The sequence below is a fragment of the Erythrobacter sp. GH1-10 genome, from assembly GCF_045363165.1.
Taxonomy (GTDB): Bacteria; Pseudomonadota; Alphaproteobacteria; order Sphingomonadales; family Sphingomonadaceae; genus Erythrobacter.
The window spans coordinates 2,538,789-2,557,992 of the sequence record NZ_JBJFLP010000001.1; the positions used below are offsets into that span (position 1 = coordinate 2,538,789).

The following is a 19,204-nucleotide window of genomic DNA, read 5'->3' on the forward strand; positions in this document are numbered from 1 at the left end:
GGGAAATTGCGAGTGGATTAGAACTCGGCGCGAATCCCCGCAATGGCTGTCCGGCCGGGAGAGACGAAGCTGAACACCTGTTCGTAGCGGTCGTCGAGCAGGTTCTCGACCCGGCCGAACAGTTTGACCCCTTCGATCAGTTCGAGTTCGCCATAGAGATTGACCAGCGTGTAATCTTCCAGCGTCACGCGCACCGGAATGAAGCTGGGATCGGTGAAGGCGAGATCCTGCGCCTCGCCATTGTGACGGATGACCAGCGAAGCGCTTGCGTTTTCGTCTCGTGCCGACCAATTGAGCGCCGCGCTGGCGATATTCTCGGGGCGGCGCACCTCGGTGACACCGTCTTCCTCGGCATCGAGATAGGTGTAGGCGGCGTCGAACGTCAACGTGTCCGCGAGCCGCGCCTTCATCGAGAATTCGACGCCGCGCCGCGTACTCATCGTATCCCGATTGGCCGGGGTGGCGACAAAGTCGGGCGGAGGGAAATCGGTGAAGATCTCGTCTTCCAACTCGCTTTCGAAATATGTGAGCGAAAGCGTGATATCGTTTCCGGCAATGCCTTGATCGATGCCGATCTCCCAGCCGGTCGACTTCTCCGGACGCAGGTCGGCATTGCCGATAAAGCGTCCGTCGACGAAGCCGAACAACTCATAGAAGCCCGGGTTCTTGATCCCAGTCCCGAACGAGCCGCGCAGCCGTGTCCGGTAAGCAATGTTGCCGGCGGCTGCGACCTTGAACGTGGTCGTATCGGCGAAATTGTCGTTGATGTCGTGACGGATTGCTGCCGAAACCGTGAACCCGTCCTTCCAGAACCGGTATTCGCCGACCAAACCGACATTTTCGTTCGTCCGCGTTCCGGTGAAGGCGAAGCCGAACGGATCGGTGTTGCGATAGCGCTCTTCTTCCCAGTCGCCAGCAACCGTGATCGTATGCTCCGCGCCGGAACCTTCGAACTTCAACGAGGACACGTAAGATGCCTTGAGCCGCTCGCCTTCATTGCCGAATGTTCGCCCAAACGGCCCGAAGCTGTCGCGCCGGATGTCAGCGATCTGGAACGAAAGATCGTGCAACCATTGGTCGTCGAACAGCTTCAACTCGGCACCCGCCAAGGCGTAGATCGCTTCATTCTCATAGCGCGTATCGGGGCTGTCGATCACAAACCCGAAGGTCGGGCTGGCTGGGTCGAAGTCCTGATCGTTGAAGTCGCCCTCGGTCCGGACATAGCGCCCGACGGCTCGCAACGAGAGATTGTCCGCCAGGTCGAGTGTGCCGGTTCCAGAAAGCGAATAGCTGTCGCGCCCGATATCCCGCACTCCGCCGCGAGCATTGGGCTCGCCATCGGTGCTGACCACGTTTGCCGAAAGCCCAGCTTGCCAGCCACTGCCGCTCGAGCCCGCTCGTACAGCACCGTTGACGGTGCCATTGCTCCCGCCCTCGATCCGCCCGGAAAGCCCGTCGAAAGATCCGGACTGGTAAGCGATCACGCCACCGATCGCATCCGAGCCGTAAAGGGCCGACTGCGGGCCGCGCAGCACCTCGACATAGCTGCCGATCTCGGCCTGCAAGGTCCCGAGATCGAATTCCCCGGCAAAGGGATCGGACACCTCGATCCCGTCGATCAGTACGAGCACGTGATTGCCCTCGCTGCCGCGCAATCGCACTTGCGTCTGGCCGGGCACCGCCCCGACCGCGATGCCCGGAACATCGCGAAGGACTTCGGCGACATCGCGAACCTGACGCTGCTCGATCTGGTCCTTCTCGACGATGGTCGCCGAGCCGGGGTAGTCATACACGACGACGCCGCCGGTCTCGCGGTCGCCGCTCACAAGGATCGCATCCTCGCGCACGAGATCTGCGATCACGATCGGCTGCGAACGTTCGTCGCCAGCGTCGTTTTCCTGCGCCGAAACAGGCACAAACGGCACGAGCGCCGAAATTGCGCCCCCGCACAGCAGGTAATTCTTCATCAGTATCCCTCCCGATCGAGCAACATCATCGACCGCGCAGGCAATGCCCGCACGGCCATCTCAGTCGTCGCTCGAAACGAAAGGTCTCCTCCGCGGAGTCTTACGCGCTGGGCCAATCCCTGAGCCAAGCACCAAGCGACACGCTCCGGTCGGTCTCCTGGCTCGCGGGTCGCCGCTCTTGTTTCACCTTCCCAAGGTTTCCCCCAGTGGTTGCCTCCATCAGGAGGCGCGAAACAATCGCTCACCGCTTACAGTTGCAGGGACAGCCGCGGATTCTCACCGCATTCCCGTTACCGAGGCGTTCTTTGCTGTTACGCACTCGCATCCGCGAGTGCAATATCCCCGCTCACGCGGCCTGAAGGCCGCGTCGCTGCGGACGGGCGGTCGCCCTTGCGGACGCTACGCAACCGTGCTCCGCGACCTAGCAAGAAGTGCTTTGAAGGATCAGACCCGTGAGGGTCTGCAAGCCCGACCGGGCGTCCGAAGGGGTGGCGCCGAAGGCGGCGGGACCCCGTAGGATAGCCAAGCGCGCGGATGCGCGCGCCGGCGCTTGAGGCCAAAGAAGACAATGGTGGAGCCGAGGGGAATCGAACCCCTGACCTCGTCATTGCGAACGACGCGCTCTCCCATCTGAGCTACGGCCCCACAGTGCGGATCGGCGCTTTAGCGCAGGACGCGCGGCCCTGCCAAGCTGCATTCAGCGCATTCCGCGCGGCGTCGGGGTCGGATCCTGCGTGCTCGCGTCGGTGCTTTCCGCGTTCGGAATGGGCTCGACCACCGGCTGCGAAACGAAGTCCTCCCGGACCGGGACCACAGGTACACTTTCGCCGGTTTCGCTGTCGGTCACCAATCCGGCCGGTGTCGTCGGGCTGGCGAGCGTTTCGGTCGGATCGCTTTCGCCCACGGTCGGCACTTCGATCCCGCTATTGCGGGCATTCTGGACCGCAAGGTAGCCGGGCTGCGAGGCGCCGTAATTCGCACCGTACTTCGCATCCCAGCGCGCCGAGAGCTGCTGATATTCCTCGTATTCGTCGAAGAAGGTGCTGAACGGCTGTTCGAGCAGCGCGAAATTCTCGAGCGCAAAGGCGATCGGATCGCTCGGCGGCGCAGCCAGCGCGCGGTTCGAAAGATCGAGCGCGGCGGTGCAGAACCCGCTGCGGGCGGGCGGCAGAGCGAAGAAATTGTACACGCTCGTCATCTGCCCCTCGCGGGCTACGATCCCCGCACGGCGCGCGCCGTGCTCCCTGCGGTATGATGCATCAATCCGGTCGTTGACGCGCTTCAGGGCGCGAGCGTGATCCTTGATGTAAACGCTGTAGGCATCGAGCACCGGCTGATACCGCGCCGCGGTGCAATTGAGCGCCGCAACGTTCCATGCCGATCGGAAATGCCAGACCTTTTCATCGTCGGTAAGGTCGAGGTTTACCGTCTCGCGACGCCCGTAGGAATCCTTGGCCGGAATATTCATCACATAGGCTGCGCCGCCGGGAGGCAGCGGCCGGAACGGGATGACTTCGGCCACCGGCGCGGGTGGCGGCGGAGGCGGCGGCGGAGGCGGCGGAAGCGGAGCCGGGGTCGCACAGGCACCCAGCAGTGTCGCCGCCACTGCGACGGTCGTTATCTTCAGTCCGAAGGGATTAGCGATGCTGCGCCCCGCTTGTCTCATCGATGTTCTCTCTCGTTATCGCCGCGCGATCATACCACGCGCAGCCTTGCTCCCGAATTAAGTACGATTCGATAGTCGCCTTGGACGACAAAGCAAATGCCCGGAGCCTTGCGAAAGGCCCCGGGCATTCAGGATTTCACCGTTTGGCAGACGGATCGTGCAATCGATCCGCCGAAGCGAGTCACCTATTCCCTGTTGCCGAGCAGCTGCAGGATGAAGATGAACATGTTGATGAAGTCGAGGTACAGGTTGAGCGCGCCGAAGATCACCGCGCGGCCAGCCATCTCGGTGCCCCGGACATACTGGTATTCGTTCTTCAGGCGCTGCGTATCGTAGGCGGTGAGGCCCGCGAAGATCAGCACACCGAGCACGCTGATGACCATCGCCATCGCACCCGACTGGAACAGGAAGACGTTCAAAAGCATCGCCACGATCAGGCCGATCACGCCCATAATCAGGAAGCTGCCCCAGCCCGAAATGTCCTTCTTCGTGGTGTAGCCCCACAGCGAGAGACCGGCGAAAGCGGCAGCAGTCGAGAAGAACGCGGCGGCAACCGACTCGCCCGTGTAGATTACGAAGATCGTCGACAGCGAAAGACCGAATGTGACCGCAAAGGTCCAGAAAGCAATCTGAAGCGCAGTCTGGCTAGCCTTGCTGGCTCCGAACCACCAGAACAGCATCACCGCCAGCGGCGAGAGCTTGATGATCCAGCCGAGCATGCTCGCCTGGATACCATTCCCGTATGGGGTCTGCACGACTTCAAACGCCATTGGGAAGAACGGCGAGTTGACGAACAGCAGCGCGACGATGCCGGTCAGCAGCACGCCGGATGCCATGTAGTTGTAGATCGAGAGCATGTGCTTGCGCAGGCCCTCGTCATAAGTAACGCCGGCAACGTCGCCACCGGCGCGCGGCACCGAGCCGAAACCGGTGCGCTGTGTGTCTTTCCAATCAGACATGATGGATCCCTAGTCTCCAATAGCGGCGCGAAGAGCTGCGCCCTGTCCCGCACAATATCGGCATTTTGCGAGTCGATTTCAAGCGAAACCGGAAGCGATTTATTGACAGGGATTAACCGGTTTCAATTGCATTTCTTGCAATCAATTCAGGCGGTTCCGGCAGACAGTTCCGCACCGCGATCGCGGGTGGCGCGCAGGCACTCGACAAGCAGCGTCTTTAGCGCCCCGCCTTCGTCAAGCACGTTCATCCCTTCGCGGGTCATTCCGCCGGGGCTGGCGACGCGGTCCGCAAGCTCGCCGGGAGAGATGGTTTCGCCCGCGACAAGGCTTGATGCGCCGTCCACCATGGCGAGTGCGAGCGCTTCCGATTGATCGGGATCGAGGCCCAGTTCGGTGGCGGCGGAGGCGAGCGCATCGATAAAGCGATAGACGAAGCCCGGCCCCGATCCGGCGAGTGCAGTCACGAGATCGAACTTGGCCTCATCCTCCAGCCAGACCGCAGTGCCGAGCGCATCGAAGAATGTGAAGACGGCGTCGCGATCTCCGTCTGGCAGCCCGCTTTGGAGCAGGATGATCGGCGACTTGTTTATGCGCGAAGCGAGGTTGGGCATCACCCGGATATGCGCGCTCGCAGAAGGATACGCCTCTTTCAGCTGCGCAAGCGTGATGCCCGCGAGCAACGAATAGATCGCAACGCCTTCGCCCGTCACCGATTGCATTCCCGGCGCAAGCTTGCCGAGCTGCTGCGGTTTGAAGCCGAGCATCACCGCATCGTGCGTGCCCGGAACATCCTCGGGCGAGCGATACAGCGCCACGCCTTCGGGCGTTTCCTCCAGCATCGGATCGAGCACCGCGAACCGCGACGGATCGATCCCCGCCTTGAGCCAGCCGGCGAGCATCGCGCCGCCCATGTTGCCGCAACCGATGATGAGAAGTTGTTTGATATCTGACATGCAAATCCCCTTGTTCGGGGCTTCACATGGTTATGCCTCCCCCGCCGCGTCAACCATTGCGGCCTCCAATGCGCCTTTCGGGGTCTTGTCGCCCCACAATACGAACTGGAAAGCGGGGTAGAAACGATCGCATTCGTCGATTGCGCTTTCGACGAGCGCCTGCGCCTGGATCAGGCTGAGCATACCGTCATCGCCGAGCAGCGCGCCGTGGCGGTAAAGCAGCACATCGCCGTTCGACCAGATATCGAAATGGCCCAGCCACATCTGCTCGTTGACGAGGCTGAGCAATTCGTAAGCCTGTTGCTTCTTTTCCTTGCTCACGCGGATATCGGGCAGGCAGAGGAACTGCAGGACGTTGTCCTGGCTGCGCCAGATCGCGCGCAGCTGGTATTTCGCCCAGCTGCCCTGCACTTCACCGACCATCTCGTCGTCAGAGACGATCTCGCAATCCCAGCCGCGCGCTTCGAACAGTGCGGCGAGCATGTCGACCGGGGCGGCGTCGTCCTGCGACGAGTAATCGTTCTCGCGCGGTCTCATCGGGTGGGGGCCTGCTGGATCATCGATTGGAGGGATGCCTGCACTGCCGTGCCTTTGGCAATCCACCCTCCCCCTTGCGGCTGGGGAGAACCGGTTTCGCTTGTTCAAAGCTTGTGCACAGAAATGCGGGGATGACGCTGGCCGCCTACTTTAATTCTTTGATTTCCGTGCCTTCGGGGCTGGTGTAGCGGAACGTGTCGATGCCCTTCGCCTTCAATGCATTGATCAATTCGCGCGCTTCGGCGCGGTCCTTCACGGGTCCGGCCAGCAGCCGGTTGGCCTCGCCCCAGGGCGTCACATGCGGATCGAATTTTCCGAGCAGGTCGGGAGCGGTGCGGGCAAAACGCCGCCAGTCGAATTTCAGCGCGGAAACATCGCGACCCGTCGCTAGCTGGACCCAGATACGGCTGGGATGGACCGGCTCCGTGGGCTCGGGCTCGGGCGGAGTCTCGCGCGGAACCTCGATCGCGGCAATATCGACCGCGCCGTTACCAGCCTCGACATCAGGCAGGTCGTCTCCGCCGAGATCCGCGAAGGCATCGGCGACGCTGGCATTATCGGCAGGAGAGCTTGTCTCACCCGTGCGAGCAAGGTCGAAGCCCGGTTCGGGTGCGGCAGTGGCCTGTCTGGGCGGAGCCCCCAGGGGCTCGCCTGCGGGCTCCAACCGGCTGTCGGCGCTGCGAGCCGTGGAAGCACCCGAGGTGGCAGCACTGGTATAGGCGGCGATACGCGGATCCTCGCGACCGATATCGGCTGCTTTGGGGAAGATTCCGAGATTCGCGGCAGCGGCCTGCTGCGCCTTGGTCAGCCGCGGCATGTAGGCGAGATAGGGATTGATACGCCCAGCCAGATCTCGCGGCATCACCGCGTCGACGATCGCAGTCGCGCGGCCCTGTTCGCCCAGGATCGCAAGCCCGAAGGCACGGGTGCGGAAGGATGCGAAATCGCGCTTTTCGAGAAGCGGGCGCAGGGTTTCCTCGAAGCCCGCGCGATTGCCGGAGATCGCGTAGCTTAGCGCAAGCCGCCGCTTCGCTTCGGTATCGTTCTTGTTCAGGGCGATGGCGCGGGCATAAGCGGCCTGCGCGCTGGCGGGGTCACCCACCAGATCGAAAGCGAGACCACGGTCGCTCAGCAGGTCGCGCGCCTCGGCCCCCGCGCTTTGCGCAGCGGCGAACAGCGGCAACGCATCGGTCGGCCGGCCGGAGCGCAGAAAGGCCCGCGCCATTCCGAGCTTCACCCGCGCATTGTTGGGGGAGATGTCCTCCGCGCGACCGTAGAAACCGATCGCTGCATCGAGATCGCCCACCGAGAGCGAGGCATCGCCCGCCTCGAGCAGGGCGTCGACGCTGCGCGGGCGCCGCGCGAGCTGCATCAGCGCGCGGTTGAGACGCTGGACCTCCTTGGACGGCAGCGGCTGAACCACTTCGCGCGAAGTGGTGTCCTGCGCGGCAAGCGGAGCCGCCGCCATGACGGGCACGGCCATCGCTGGCGCGAGCAACAGCGTGCGGAAGCGGATCGGAATGGAACGTGCCGGAATCATCATTGCGGGGGTCTCAGCTAGCCCATCTTGAAATGCCTGCTAGCCCCCGCGCTCTGAACGCGAGGCGAACGGGGTCAAGCTCCGGCTGAACCGAAGCGCGGAAGAGCCGCGGGCGGGCATGCACTCCGTCCGCGAGGATTACTGGTTGTTCTGGCGTCCCAGGAAACGGGGGATGCTGAGCGCAGGCGAATCGTCGCCGTCTTCGTCATCCTCGTCGTCCGTGTCGTCGGACCCAGATCGCGAGAGGTTTGCCATGCGTTCGAACAAGGTGCTGCCCCCGCCCGATCCACCAGCGCCCGATCCACCAGCGCCCGATCCGCTTCCTGACGAGCCTGCGGTTCCTCCATCGCCAGCGTTCCCGGATCCTTCACCGCCTTCGGCAGCGCCACCCAAAAGGGTGCGGCGACGGCCGCCGCCGGTTCGCGCTTCGACCGGCTTGTCTTCTTCGGCGAGCCGGTCGGCATCGGCAAGCAGGTCGTCGCTGCCATCGGCATCATCGGCTTCGGCATAGTCGCCCGTCAGGTCGAGCGTGGAGTCGTCTTCGGCATCGCCATCGCCGGAGCCATCGCCCAACGGTGGCGCGTAAGCGCTGTCGTCGGCAGGATCTTCCAGTCCGCCGTCGCTTTCCTCGTCCAGTTCATAGGGCTCGTCCTCCTCGGCGCCCCGAAGGCCTGCGAGCGGATCGACGATCCCGTCGACGTCGTCGTCTTCCTCGCTTTCGCCCATATCGTCTCCGGCCTGCATGCCGGTCAGGTCGAAGGGCTCCGCCTCGTTCGCAGGTTCGGGAGCCTCTTCGGGCTCCGGCTCGGACTCGATCTCCGGGGCCGTGAGGGTCAGCGGCGTTTCCTCGGCGGCATCCTCGGTCTCGTCTGCGGGAGCGTCTTCTCCGCCGAGTTCGAGCACCGGGCGCTTGGGTGCACGCGCGCTCGACAACGTCACCGGAGCCGATCTTTCGGCGTGCCCCGCCGCGCCTTGTTCGATCCCGGTGGCAACCACGGATACGCGGATCTTGCCTTCGAGATCGGGATTGAATGCACTGCCCCAGATGATGTTCGCATCTTCATCGACCAGTTCGCGGATGTGGTTGGCGGCCTCGTCTACCTCGAGCAGCTTCATGTCCTCACCGCCGATGATCGAGATGATGACGCCCTTCGCGCCCTGCATGCTGACCCCGTCGAGCAGCGGATTGGCGATCGCCTGTTCGGCGGCGTCGAGCGCGCGGTTCTCGCCCTCGCCTTCCCCGGTGCCCATCATCGCCTTGCCCATCTCGCTCATCACCGAGCGGACGTCGGCGAAGTCGAGGTTGATCAGGCCGGGCATGACCATCAGGTCGGTGATCGAACGGACACCCTGCTGCAACACCTCGTCGGCGAGCATGAAGGCTTCCTTGAAGGTCGTCTCGGCCTTGGCGACGAGGAACAGGTTCTGGTTGGGAATGACGATCAGCGTATCGACATGTTCCTGAAGCTCGGCGATCCCGGCTTCGGCTGCGCGCATCCGGCGTGTGCCTTCGAACAGGAACGGCTTGGTCACGACACCGACAGTGAGCACGCCCATACGCCGCGCGGCCTCGGCGATGACCGGCGCCGCGCCGGTCCCGGTTCCGCCGCCCATGCCGGCAGCGATGAAGACCATGTTTACGCCTTCGAGCGCGTCCTCGATATCCTTGACGGTTTCCTCGGCTGCCGCCTTGCCGACTTCGGGACGTGCGCCCGCACCAAGGCCGCCGGTGATATCGGGACCGAGCTGGATGCGTTTCTCCGCCGGGCTGGTGCTCAGCGCCTGCGCATCGGTGTTGGCAACGAGGAATTCGACCCCTTCGATCTCCGCCTCGATCATGTTCGCGATGGCATTCCCGCCCGCACCACCGATCCCGATCACAGTGATGCGGGGCCGCATGTCGTCGGTTGCTGCCGGTCCGATATTGATGCTCATTTCGCTCTTCCTCTAAGCAGACGGGGCGTCCCTGTTATTTCATCCGCCTGGTCGTGCTTTTTGCTCATCTCGCTTGTGACACATACGCAACTGGCCCGTTATACCGCAGAATTCCTTATCCACAGTGGCTTATTAACCCTCATACACCACGCGTGGCCGCGTAACGAGGCCGGCATCCATCAAAAATACTCTTTCAGCGCCCGGAAAAGCCGTGTGAAGGCCAGCGAACCGGGTAACGCTCCGACGGTCCCGCGAGCCTCGCGGTAGCGGGAGCCAACGGCGCGAATGTCCACGGGATCGTCTGCGGCATAGAGACACAGGCCCGCAAGCGTCGCAAAGCCCGGCGTAGAGTGCGCTTCGGGCAGTCCGGTAAGTGCGGGAGCGCGACCGATGCGTACCGGCATCCCGAGCGCCGACTGTGCGAATTCGGCAAGTCCCGCGAGTTCCGCTCCGCCCCCGGTGAGCACGACCTGCCCCGCTCGGGGGCCCGAGAAGCCAAGCTCCTTCAGCGCTTTGCCGATCTCGGTCGTTAACGCCGAAAGCTGCTGGGTCACCACCGAAACAAGCTCCGCACGCGCAATGCGGTTCTTCTCGTCGGCGCCGCGCGCCACGGGCCCGCTGTGTTCCTCGTCCCACCCGTCATTGGGGCCGTTGACCGGGATCATTTCGCGATGGTCGGACGGGCTGGCAATGGCCGAACCGGAGACGCATTTGAGCCGCTCGGCCTGAAACCGCCTTATGCCGAAAGCCGATGCGACCGCATCGGTGATATCACCCGATCCCATCGCGATCGCGCGCAAGCCAAGCAGCATCCCGCCCGCGAAAACCGAGACGTTTGTGACATCCGATCCGATCTCGACCAACGCGACGCCGAGTTCGCGCTCCTCTTCCGACAGGCAGGCATAGCCTGAAGCGAGAGGGGCCGCGACGACGCCTTCGACTTCGAGGTGCGCGCTCTGGACCGCTTCCATCAGATTGCGAACCGGGGCGCCATCGGCGAGCATGACATGGACGTCCACCCCGAGCCGCTCGGCGTGCAGACCGCGAGGGTTCGCGACGCCGTGTGCGCCATCGAGCGTGTAATGCGCCGGCTGAGCGTGAAGCACGGTGCGCCCATCCGGCTGGATCATGTCCCGCGCTGCGATCAGCAGATGCTCGATATCGTCTTCCTCGATCCGGCGCCCGCCGATATCGATTTCAACCTTGGTCACCCGGCTTTTCAGCCCCGCCCCAGCGCAGGCGATCCACACGCTCTGGACGCTTTGTCCGGCGTTCTTCTCGGCCCGTTCGACCGCATCGCGGATCGCGTAAGTCGCCGCCTTCATGTCGGTAACGTAGCCGCGCTTGACCCCGGCACTGGCGCGGTGCCCGGAACCCAGCACCATCAGGTCGCCGTTCTCGGTCTCGCCCATAATCATGGCCGAGATCCGGAAACTGCCGATATTGACCGCGCCGAAGACCTTGGACAGACGCGCTTTCGACGCTGCGGCTTTGCTCGCCATTACGGTGCATTCTCCGCCAATGTCTGGACCGCATCCGCGCGGCCCGGCACACGCATGTAGATGCGCGGCGGATCGCGCATGTCGAAACTCGCGACCTTGCCGCCGATCAGGCGGTTCTGCCCGTCCATCCGGGCGAACTTGACCAGCGCCGATGCTGCCTCGTCCTCGCCTTCGGGCAGCGCGAGCACCTGATCGGTCTTGAAAGTGAGATTCCAGCGACGATTGCCGATCCACTCCGCAGCGACCACTTGCGGCTGGAGTGCCGGGGCAGCGGCGAGCAGCCGGTCGAGCTGGGCGACCTGTTTGGCCGAACCCGGACCGGAAATGCGCAGCATCCCCTCCGCCTTCTCGGGCGCGATCGGCGAGAGCTCATGCCCCTCGGCATCTATCAGGACGAGCCGGTCGGGCTTGGCGAGCACCGCGTGCGGTTCGCGCTCGACGATGTCGATGGCGAGCGTTTCGGGCAATTGCACCGAAACCCGCGCATCCTTGACCCACGGCAGTTCCATCAGCTCGGCGCGCAGCGCCTCGATATCGACCTGCGGCATCGGCTGATCGCGCTGCGCCAGTGCGCGGGCGTAGATTTCACGCTCGTCCATCCGCTCCGTGCCGGTGACACGGACATGCTTGACCTCGAACCCGGCGTCGGATGCCATCGCCGCAACCTGTTGCTGCGCCATCGCGGGGACGCCGGCGAGGTTGGCGATGACCCAGGCGAGCGCCACCGCTCCGCCGATGATCACCGCGAGCCAGATGCGGCTCCACTGTTCCTCGGTGAAGGGCAGCACGCCCATCGCGCTGTCGACGAGGCTGCCGGTCTTCGCTTTCGCGCGGCGCGCTCCTGCGGCGCGGCCCTGCGACTTGGCGGCGCGGCGTACGCCTTTGCTTCCCGAACGTTTGATCCTAGCCATCGGCGCCTCCATTCGCAGCGTGCACCCGAAGCGCCTCGCGCACGATCATCTCGCACAGATCGGGATAGTCGATCCCGGCATGTTTGGCCTGTTCGGGCACGAGGCTCAGCGGCGTCATGCCCGGCTGGGTGTTCGTCTCGAGTACGAACAGCCCCTCTTCGCCCGCCTCGTCGTCCCAGCGGAAATCGGTGCGGCTGGTGCCGTGGCAGCCGAGCAGCTTGTGCGCGCGGATCGCATAGTCCTCGCACAGCGCGGCAATCGCGGGCGGGATCTGCGCCGGGCAGACATGCTGGGTGCGGCCTTCGGTATACTTGTGCTCGAAATCGTAGAAGCCGTTATCGATGATGAGCTCGGTCACGCCGAGCGCTTTCGGACCATCGGGGCCGTCGATCACCGCCGTGGTCAGTTCGCGGCCCTTGATAAATGGCTCGGCGAGCAATTCCGGGAATTCTTGCCACGGCCCTGCGGCGTCGCGCGCGATCGGATTACCGACATTGCTGTCCTCGGTCACGATTGCGACGCCGACCGACGAGCCTTCATTGACCGGCTTGAGCACATAGGGGCGCGGCAGCGGATCGCGCTCGAAGAGTTCCTCCGACTTGACGATCCGGCCACCCGGCATGGGGATGCCATGGGGTATCAGCGCCTGCTTGGTCAGCTGCTTGTCGATCGCGATCACCGACGTCGCGACGCCCGAGTGCGTGTAGGGGATACCCATCAGTTCGAGCATGCCCTGAACCGTCCCGTCTTCGCCCGGGACGCCATGGAGCGCGTTGAACACGACATCGGGCGCAGCCTCGGCGATGCGCGCTGCGACGTCGCGGCCCATGTCGATCTGGGTGACCCGGTGGCCCTTACTCTCGAGTGCATCGGCAACACCGTGTCCGGACATGAGCGATACCTCGCGCTCGTTGGCCCAGCCACCCATCAGCACCGCGATGTGGTGTGTGTCGCTCACGCCAAAGTCCTCATGGGCGCCCCACCCTTTTGATCTCCCAATCGAGCATCACGCCGGAATGCTCGTAGACCTTGCGGCGCACCAGTTCGCCCAGTTCCTCGATATCGGCGCTGGTGGCGTTATCGGCGTTGATGAGGAAGTTGGTGTGCTTTTCGCTCACCATCGCGCCGCCGTGTTTCATGCCGCGGCATCCGGCTTCGTCGACCAGTTGCCACGCCTTCATGCCTTCGGGGTTCTTGAAGGTCGATCCGCCGGTCTTGGTCCGAAGCGGCTGCGATTCCTCGCGGGCCTTGGCGATCCGGTCCATTTCCGCGCCAATCGCTGCGGGGTCGCCGGGCGTGCCCTTGAACCGCGCCGAAACGACGATCGCACCATCCGGCAGGACCGAATGGCGGTAGGAGTATTGCAGATCCGCCAGCGGCAGGGTGACCCAGCTCCCATCGGGAAGGATCACCTCGCAATCGACAAGGATGTCGCTCACTTCGCGGTTGTAGGCGCCGCCATTCATCTTGACGAAGCCGCCGACCGTGCCGGGAATGCCGCGCAGGAATTCGAGCCCGGCGATACCGGCATCGCGCGCAGTCGATGCCACGAGAATTCCGCTTGCAGCACCACCGCAGGTGAGGGTGCAGTCGTCGGTCACCTCCACTTTGGCGAAGGGTTTGCCGAGCCTGATCACCACTCCGGGGATACCGCCATCGCGAATGATGAGGTTCGATCCGAGGCCCAGCGCCATGACCGGCAACTGACCTTCGAGCCGGTCCATGAACAGCTTCAGATCCTGGATATCGGCGGGCTCGAACAGCCAGTCCGCCTCGCCGCCGGTCTTGAACCACACCATCTTGGCGAGCGGCGCCTTGCAGGTGAGGTTGCCGCGAATCCCTTCGATCGGCACGGGCGCATCGACCGCCCCTTCGACCGCGCAGGTCGGGGCGGAGCCGTCATCCATGTCGAACCAGTCGTCGGGCTGCACCATGTCGCTCATGCGCCCCGTCTTGAGTCAATCGCTCGGGCGAGACCAGCGGCCCAGCGGGTGATATCCCCCGCGCCGAGGCACACGATAATGTCCCCGGGTGCGATTTCTCCGGCAAGTGTGGCCGCAAGGTCATCCTCGCCCGCGACCGTGGCGGCGGCGCGGTGCCCGCGCGACTTGAGCCCGTCGACCAGCGCTTGTGCGTCGATACCGGGGATCGGGTCTTCGCCCGCTTCGTAGACCGGCGTGACATAGACGATGTCCGCATCATTGAAGCAGGTCTGGAAGTCTTCCATCAGATCATTGAGACGCGAATAACGGTGCGGCTGCGCGACCGCGATAACGCGGCCCCCGGTGTCGTTGGCCTGCACGGCCTCACGCGCGGCACCAAGCACCGCGCGGATTTCGACCGGGTGGTGCGCGTAATCGTCGATTACGTGAACTTTGGCACCCCCGACCTCGACCGAGCCGACCTTGGTGAAACGCCTGCGGACTCCGCTGAAACTGCCGAAGCCTTCGCGGATCACGTCGTCAGAACACCCCATCTCGATCGCAACCGCGATCGCGGCGAGCGCGTTCTGGACGTTGTGGCGCCCGGGCATCGGCAGGTGCACGCCTTCGATCCGGCGGTCCTCCGCACCGCGCTGGCGCACGATCACATCGAAGGTGTTGCCGCCGTCCTCCGGGCGGATATTGACCCCGCAGATATCGGCCTGGAGCGAGAAGCCGTAGGTCACGACCTTGCGATCGCGCACCTGCCCGATCACCGCCTGCACTTCGGGATGGTCGACGCACAAAATCGCCGCGCCGTAAAACGGGACGTTGTGAATGAACTCTACAAAGGCGCGCTTCACGCCGTCGAAATCGCCATAATGGTCGAGATGCTCGGGATCGATATTGGTGACCACCGCAATGGTGCCATCGAGACGCAGGAAGCTGCCGTCGCTCTCGTCGGCTTCGACCACCATCCAGTCGCTGTCGCCGAGCCGCGCGTTCGAGCCATATTGCTCGATGATGCCGCCATTGATGACGGTGGGATCGACGTTACCCGCATCGAGCAGCGCGGCGATCATGCTGGTCGTCGTCGTCTTGCCGTGCGTTCCCGCAACCGCGACGGTCGATTTCAAACGCATCAATTCGGCCAGCATCTCGGCGCGGCGCACCACCGGGATGCGGTTCTCGAGCGCGGCGACGACTTCGGGATTGGTCCGGCGCACCGCCGTCGAGGTAACGACCACAGCGGCGCCCTCGACGTTCTCTTTGGCGTGACCGATGGCGATCTTGACCCCGCGCGAGCGCAGTCGCTCCACCACCGGGCTTTCCTTGATGTCGCTGCCCTGCACCGAATAACCGAGGTTATCCATCACCTCGGCGATGCCGGACATGCCGATGCCGCCGATGCCGACGAAATGGATCGTGCCTATGTCGGTCCCGACGCCCTTCACGCAGCGACGTCCTCGGTTTTGTCGCGGGTCGCAGTCTGGGTCCGATTGGCCTTTTGCGCCGCGCGCGGATTGGTCTCTGTGACACGGACGATGTCCATCAGGTCGATCCCGGCCATGCTTTCGACCAGATCGGCGAGATCCTTCGCAGCCTTGGGCCGACCGCAGTTCCACGCGCCATGCGCTGCATTGGCAAGGCTCGCCGGGTTTTGCGCCATGGCCTGTATCTGCTTGGCGAGCTCCTTGGGCTGGAATTTCTCCTGCCGGATCATCCGCGCCCCGCCCGCTTTGACGATTTCGCGAGTGTTGACGGCTTGGTGGTCGTCGGTCGCGATCGGCAGCGGGATCAGGATCGCGGGGCGACCGACGGCGGTCAGTTCGGCGATGGTGGAGGCTCCTGCGCGCCCGATAAACAGGTGCGCATCGGCGAGCCGTTCGTTCATATCCTCGAAATAGGTGCCCAGTTCGGCCGGGATATCGTGGCTGGCGTAGCGCTCGCGCACACGGTCTACGTCCTCGCTGCGGCACTGCTGGGTGACCTGCAGGCGTGCGCGCAGTCCGTCGGGAAGCATGGAAAGACCGTCGGGCACGACATCGGACAGGACGCTTGCTCCTTGACTGCCGCCAGTAACGAGCACCCGGAGCAGGCCGTCTTCTGTGAACGGAGGAAAATCCTCGTCGCGCAGCGCCAGAACCTCCTCGCGCACCGGATTGCCGACAAGATGGACCTTGTCGCTCAACTTGGGTTTAAGTCGCTCGACCTGCGGATAGGAGGTTGCGATCGCATCCACCCGCCCCGCGAGCAGGCGGTTCACCCGGCCCAGCACCGCGTTCTGTTCGTGAACCACGCTCGGGATACCGGCGGAGGTTGCAGCCAACAGAGCCGGCAGCGCGGGATAGCCGCCGAAGCCGACAACGGCACTCGGCTCGAAGCTCTCGAATAGCCGCAATGCCATGTTGCGACCTTCCATCACCGAACGCAGACCGCGGATCCACTTCAACGGGTTCTTGCCGAACCGACCGGCGGGCAGGATGTGGGCCGTCAGGCCGTCGGGTTTGCCCGGAATGTTCGCTCCGCGCGCATCGGTGATCAGCGCGACGTGATGTCCACGCGCCAGCAACTCCGTAGCCAGAGCGAATGCCGGGATCAGATGTCCCCCGGTGCCCCCTGCGGCTAGCACGAAATGCCGGCTCGCTCCGGTTCTCGGCTGGTTCGTCATGTGCGCTCCTCCCTGCTCTCGTTTCTCGGGCGCTCGAAAAGGTCTCTCAGCCCGGAGCTTTCGCGTTCGAGGAACGGGTTGCGCCGGGTGATGGCAAGCAGCAGCCCCACCGTGAAGCACACCGCCAGCGTCGACGATCCGCCATAGCTGATCAGCGGGAGGGTCATCCCCTTCGACGGGAACAGCTGCAGGTTCACCAGGATGTTGATGAACGCCTGTCCCCCGATCTGGGTGACAAGGCCCGCCCCTGCAAGCAGCGCGAACAGATTGTCTTCATCGACCAGCCGCATCAGCGCCTTGCCGATGATCGCCAGATAGAGCAGCACGATTAGCCCGCACATTAACAGCCCGAACTCCTCGCCGATGACCGAGAAGATGTAGTCGGTGTGCGGCTCGGGCAGGTTCATCTTGCGGATGCCGAGCCACAGGCCGCTACCGGTCCAGCCGCCTGCCAGAAGCGTGCGCTGGGCAAGGTCGACCTGGTCGAAGGCGGTTCCGCCGCCGAAAAAGCTGTCGATCCGGTAGCGGGCGTTGTCATAGAGGAAATAGGTCGCGGTCAGCGCCACCAGCCCGCCTCCGATGAGCGCGCCGATACGCTGGATCGAGACCCCGGCAAGCAGCACGAGGACGAACCATATGCCTCCGAACAGGATCGTCGCGCCAAGGTTGGGCTGAAGCATCAGCAGGCCCGCAATCAACGCCATGATCGCGGTTACGAACGTCAGGACTGGCAGGTTCTGGTCGCGCAGTTTCCAGCTGAGTATCCATGCAAGCACGATGGCGAACCCGGGCTTGAGGAATTCGGACGGCTGGAGTGACATGCCGAATTCGAGCCACCGCCGCGCTCCGTTCTTTTCAACCCCGATCACGGGCACGAGAAACAACAGCAACAGGAAGCCGGCGAAGGCAAGGATGCCGAGGCGGCGCGCACTGTCACGGTCGAGCATCGAGACACCGAGCATCCCGACGATACCGAGCGCCTGGAACATGATGTGCTGGCGCAAGTAGTGGAATTCGGCGACCTCGATCCCGCGGCGATCAAGCTGTTCCGATGCTGCGGGAGCCGCCGCTGCGACAGCGACCGTCCCCAGCGCCATCAGCAACAGGATCAGGAACAGCATCCCCTTGTCGAGCTCGCGCCACCAGATGCGCAGGTGGTCGCGATATTTGCGCCCCGCAATCGCAGGTGACTGCATCGAACGACCGCCGCGCGAGGGGACATAGGCTCCTGTCCCGCTCATGCGGCTGGGTCCTTCGCAAATTCTGACGGAAATGAATCATCGGGCGCGCATTCGGGCGTGTCGGTCATAACCCCGACGAGCTGGCGGAAATGCTCTCCGCGCTTTTCGTAGTCGCGGAACTGGTCGAAGCTGGCACAGGCAGGCGAGAACAGCACTACGTCGCCCGGCTGTGCGGCCTCGCGCGAACGGCTCACCGCTTCGCTAACCAGCTCGCACCGCTCGACCTTGGGGATGCGTCCTTCGAGCAGTTCGGCGAAGCGCGGCCCCGCTTCGCCCACCGTGTAGGCGGCAGCGACATTGTCGAGATAAGCTGCGCATTCGCCGAGACCGTCTTCTTTGGCGAGGCCGCCGACGATCCAGTGCACACGGCGCGCTCCGTCGCGGATATCCTGAGCGGGCGGAAAGGCGGCTAGCGCGGGTGCGGTCGAGGCGGGGTTTGTCGCTTTGCTGTCGTTGATGAACAGCACGCCTTCATCCTCGCACACCAGCTCCATCCGGTGCGGGAGGTTGCGAAAACGCGGTAGCGCGTGACGCCATTGCGCCTCGGTGATGCCGAATTCTTCGACCAACGCGACTGCGACCGCGACGTTCTCGAGATTGTGCGGTCCCTGCAGGCTCGGCCATTCGCCCTGCATCGGCGCGAACCGTTCGAGATCGGCGGCGACCGCGCGCCCGATCGGGCGACGCTGTTGCTCGGCTTGCATGATCGCGCCCGCAGCTCCCGTGGTCGATCCGAACACCGCGAACTGGTCTGTGCCCTGCATTGCGAACAGGCGGCCCTTGGAAAAGGCGTATCCCTCGAAACCGTCATAGCGGTCGAGATGGTCGGGAGTGATATTGGTCAGCGCTGCCGCCTCGCAGGCGAGCGAACGCGTCAGGTCGATCTGGTAGCTCGACAGCTCGAGCACATAGACCCCGACGCCGTTGTCGTTCGGCTCGAGCGGTTCGCGCGACAGGATCGGTTCGCCGATATTGCCGCCCATGACCGAAGGGATACCAGCCATCGACAGGATATGGTGGACCAGCGCGGTGGTGGTCGACTTGCCGTTGGTGCCGGTGATGCCGATCACGCGGTGTTCGTGGAGATCGCCGCGGGCGAGCGCGAACAGTTCGATGTCGCCGATCACCGGCACGCCGAACTTGTCTGCATGCGGCTTGATCGGGTGGGTGTTGAGCGGCACGCCGGGCGAAACCACGACACCATCGAACCCGCTGAGGTCGGTCGCGAGCGGATCGGCGATTTCGCAGCGTCCTTCAAACGGCTCGCGCGCGACGTCCTGCCGGTCCCATGCCGTGACCTGCGCTCCGCTGGCAAGCAACGCGTCGACCGCCGCCGCGCCGGAGCGCGCGAGGCCGAGGACGGCGTAGCGTTTTCCGGCAAAGGCAGGGGATGTGATCAC

15 protein-coding genes, 1 tRNA gene and 1 riboswitch are annotated in these 19,204 nt (G+C 64.1%); all 16 genes read right to left on the reverse strand.

All coding sequences use genetic code 11. The features are described from left to right. Positions 1-17 precede the first annotated feature (17 nt). The 16 genes from ACI5KX_RS12600 to murD all read right to left on the reverse strand — a co-directional run bounded on the left by ACI5KX_RS12600 (position 18) and on the right by murD (position 19,204). A complete protein-coding gene (locus ACI5KX_RS12600) occupies positions 18-1,967 on the reverse strand; it encodes a TonB-dependent receptor plug domain-containing protein (protein WP_406811008.1) in 1,950 nt (649 codons plus the stop codon). A gap of 129 nt (positions 1,968-2,096) precedes the next feature. Next, positions 2,097-2,305: riboswitch (cobalamin riboswitch) on the reverse strand. Between the two features lie 231 nt (positions 2,306-2,536). Beyond that, positions 2,537-2,612 (reverse strand) — tRNA-Ala (locus ACI5KX_RS12605). Between the two features lie 52 nt (positions 2,613-2,664). Continuing rightward, a complete protein-coding gene (locus ACI5KX_RS12610) occupies positions 2,665-3,633 on the reverse strand; it encodes a hypothetical protein (protein WP_406811009.1) in 969 nt (322 codons plus the stop codon). 185 nt (positions 3,634-3,818) lie between these two features. Further along, complete coding sequence (locus tag ACI5KX_RS12615; RefSeq protein WP_406811010.1) at positions 3,819-4,592, reverse strand: Bax inhibitor-1/YccA family protein; 774 nt, start codon at positions 4,590-4,592, stop codon at positions 3,819-3,821. Between the two features lie 146 nt (positions 4,593-4,738). Continuing rightward, positions 4,739-5,545: a pyrroline-5-carboxylate reductase family protein gene (locus ACI5KX_RS12620; protein WP_406811011.1), complete on the reverse strand. Its 807-nt coding sequence runs from the start codon at positions 5,543-5,545 to the stop codon at positions 4,739-4,741. 30 nt (positions 5,546-5,575) lie between these two features. After that, complete coding sequence (locus tag ACI5KX_RS12625) at positions 5,576-6,082, reverse strand: YbjN domain-containing protein (protein WP_406811012.1); 507 nt, start codon at positions 6,080-6,082, stop codon at positions 5,576-5,578. A 145-nt stretch (positions 6,083-6,227) separates the two neighbouring features. Continuing rightward, on the reverse strand, positions 6,228-7,625 hold the full coding sequence (locus ACI5KX_RS12630) for a tetratricopeptide repeat protein (protein ID WP_406811013.1): 1,398 nt from the start codon (positions 7,623-7,625) through the stop codon (positions 6,228-6,230). 135 nt (positions 7,626-7,760) lie between these two features. Then, positions 7,761-9,557, reverse strand: coding sequence for a cell division protein FtsZ (gene ftsZ / locus ACI5KX_RS12635; RefSeq protein ID WP_406811014.1), 1,797 nt, complete (start codon positions 9,555-9,557; stop codon positions 7,761-7,763). Positions 9,558-9,736: 179 nt separating this feature from the next. Continuing rightward, positions 9,737-11,059, reverse strand: coding sequence for a cell division protein FtsA (gene ftsA / locus ACI5KX_RS12640; RefSeq protein WP_406811015.1), 1,323 nt, complete (start codon positions 11,057-11,059; stop codon positions 9,737-9,739). Continuing rightward, on the reverse strand, positions 11,059-11,970 hold the full coding sequence (locus ACI5KX_RS12645) for a cell division protein FtsQ/DivIB (protein WP_406811016.1): 912 nt from the start codon (positions 11,968-11,970) through the stop codon (positions 11,059-11,061). Before ACI5KX_RS12645 ends, ftsA begins: the two co-directional genes overlap by 1 nt. Continuing rightward, the gene (locus ACI5KX_RS12650; protein WP_406811017.1) at positions 11,963-12,928 is read right to left on the reverse strand and encodes a D-alanine--D-alanine ligase; all 966 of its coding nucleotides are present in this window, start codon (positions 12,926-12,928) and stop codon (positions 11,963-11,965) included. The genes ACI5KX_RS12645 and ACI5KX_RS12650 overlap by 8 nt, the downstream gene beginning before the upstream one ends. A gap of 10 nt (positions 12,929-12,938) precedes the next feature. Further along, positions 12,939-13,913, reverse strand: coding sequence for a UDP-N-acetylmuramate dehydrogenase (murB, locus tag ACI5KX_RS12655; RefSeq protein ID WP_406811018.1), 975 nt, complete (start codon positions 13,911-13,913; stop codon positions 12,939-12,941). Beyond that, positions 13,910-15,346 (reverse strand): UDP-N-acetylmuramate--L-alanine ligase, encoded by a 1,437-nt coding sequence (gene murC, locus ACI5KX_RS12660; RefSeq protein WP_406811019.1) that lies wholly within the window; start codon positions 15,344-15,346, stop codon positions 13,910-13,912. The genes murB and murC overlap by 4 nt, the downstream gene beginning before the upstream one ends. Then, positions 15,343-16,563: an undecaprenyldiphospho-muramoylpentapeptide beta-N-acetylglucosaminyltransferase gene (gene murG / locus ACI5KX_RS12665; protein WP_406811020.1), complete on the reverse strand. Its 1,221-nt coding sequence runs from the start codon at positions 16,561-16,563 to the stop codon at positions 15,343-15,345. Before murG ends, murC begins: the two co-directional genes overlap by 4 nt. Then, on the reverse strand, positions 16,560-17,804 hold the full coding sequence (locus ACI5KX_RS12670; RefSeq protein ID WP_406811021.1) for an FtsW/RodA/SpoVE family cell cycle protein: 1,245 nt from the start codon (positions 17,802-17,804) through the stop codon (positions 16,560-16,562). The genes murG and ACI5KX_RS12670 overlap by 4 nt, the downstream gene beginning before the upstream one ends. Continuing rightward, entirely contained in the window at positions 17,801-19,204 is a 1,404-nt protein-coding gene (murD, locus tag ACI5KX_RS12675; protein WP_406811022.1) for a UDP-N-acetylmuramoyl-L-alanine--D-glutamate ligase, read from the reverse strand. Before murD ends, ACI5KX_RS12670 begins: the two co-directional genes overlap by 4 nt.